Origin of the sequence: Methylomonas koyamae (assembly GCF_001644025.1) — a bacterium.
Classification (GTDB): domain Bacteria; phylum Pseudomonadota; class Gammaproteobacteria; order Methylococcales; family Methylomonadaceae; genus Methylomonas; species Methylomonas koyamae_A.
The window spans coordinates 1-1,621 of the sequence record NZ_LUUK01000116.1; the positions used below are offsets into that span (position 1 = coordinate 1).

Genomic DNA, 1,621 nt, shown 5'->3' on the forward strand with positions numbered 1-1,621 from the left:
CATTTTTTCCGATTGCAGCAATTGCAGATGCACGTGTTGATTTTCCTGTTGCCGGCGTTGTACTTCGGCCTCCAGAAAAGCGTTTTGATTTTGCAACCAATCCCGGGATTTCTTCAGTTCCAGATGAGTGCGCACCCTGGCCAACAAGATCGACAAATGGCAGGGTTTATTGATGTAATCCACCGCGCCCAATTGCAGGCCGCGTTCTTCGTCGCTGCCCGAGGTGAGCGCCGTGACGAAGATCACCGGTATCGCGGCGGTGGCCGGATCGGCCTTCAAGCGTTCGATGACTTGATAGCCGTCCATGTCCGGCATCATCACGTCGAGCAGAATCAAGTCCGGACATCCGCCGGCCCGTATCAGTTGCAAGGCCCGTTCGCCCGAATTGGCCACCAGCACGTCGTAATACGGTGCCAGCGCCTGTCCGAATACCGTCAGATTGGTCGGATCGTCGTCGACCAACAGGACAGTCGCGTTAGAATCGGTATCGGAAGTTGCAATGTCCATCGGATCGCTTACAGTTATGAGGGTATGAGCTAAAGGCTGAGGCTCCTCGGCCGACAACCCTGTTTGATAAATCATTCTCCGGGTATTATCCGGCCTTCAAATCCAGAGAACCAATGTTAATACATCCATGGCTATATTAACCTGGAGCAATCAGCTCAATGTCGGCATTCCTTCCGTCGATGCCCAACACCGGCGGTTGGTGGAAATCCTCAACCGGCTGGACGAGGCGGTCGCGGTCGGCGACGAGCCTCGCGCTATCTTGGATCTGGTCGCGGCATTGATCGATTACACCGATTACCATTTCAAACACGAAGAAGAGCTGATGCGGGCCGGCAATTACGCCGCCGACGACTTCGAGCTGCATTGCCAGCAACACCGAGACTTCGTCGCTACCGTAGTGGCCGAGCAACAAAAAGCCATCGCCGAACCCGATCGGGTGTCCAATGCCTTGCTGGAATTTCTGGTCGGCTGGCTATCGTCGCACATTCTCTACGCCGACAAGAAGATGGCTCAGGCCATCAACGACACGCATCCGGACAATCCGGAAGCGCTGAAGCAACAGCAGACCGACATCATGCAAAGCAACTTATATTCGGCGTTACGAGAGAGCGAAACTCGCTTTCGAGCGCTAGCCGACCTGTTGCCGGCGCTGATCTGGATCACCAATGCCCAGCACGTTCCGATTTTCTGCAATCGCTATTGGCTGGAGACCTTGGGCTTGGCGAAAACCGAACTGAACCTGGAAAATTGGATGCAATTGATCGACGCGCAAGACCGAGCCAGGGTCAGACAAAGCTATTTGCAGGCGGCGGTGGATTTACAGGCGGTACAGCTCGAATACCGGCTGCTGCCCGCCGGCAAGCCACCGATCTGGGTGCTGGAAACCGCGGTTCCCAGGCTACGCGGCAACGGCCGGTTTGCCGGCCTGATGGGCTGCGGCATGGACATCAGCGTGCAAAAACAAGCCGAAACGGCGTTGGAAGGCTTAGTCGAACAGCGCACTCAGGAGTTGCGGATCGCCAACGAAACGCTGCTGATCGAGAAAAACCAGGAAAGCTTGCTGAACCAACAACTCAAGGAAGCGCAAAACCACCTGCTGCAATCGGAAAAAATG

The 1,621-nt window shown here is 55.4% G+C and carries 2 protein-coding genes; one reads left to right on the forward strand and one right to left on the reverse strand.

Annotated elements, in window-relative coordinates; translation table 11 throughout:
* On the reverse strand, positions 1 to 507 hold a 507-nt coding region (locus A1355_RS09070; protein WP_157197817.1), incomplete at its 3' end, for a response regulator.
* A gap of 127 nt (positions 508 to 634) precedes the next feature.
* On the opposite strand from A1355_RS09070, the gene A1355_RS09075 reads away from it, so the two are divergent.
* Positions 635 to 1,621, forward strand: a 987-nt coding sequence (locus tag A1355_RS09075; protein WP_157197818.1) for a bacteriohemerythrin, incomplete at its 3' end; no start/stop codon positions are given.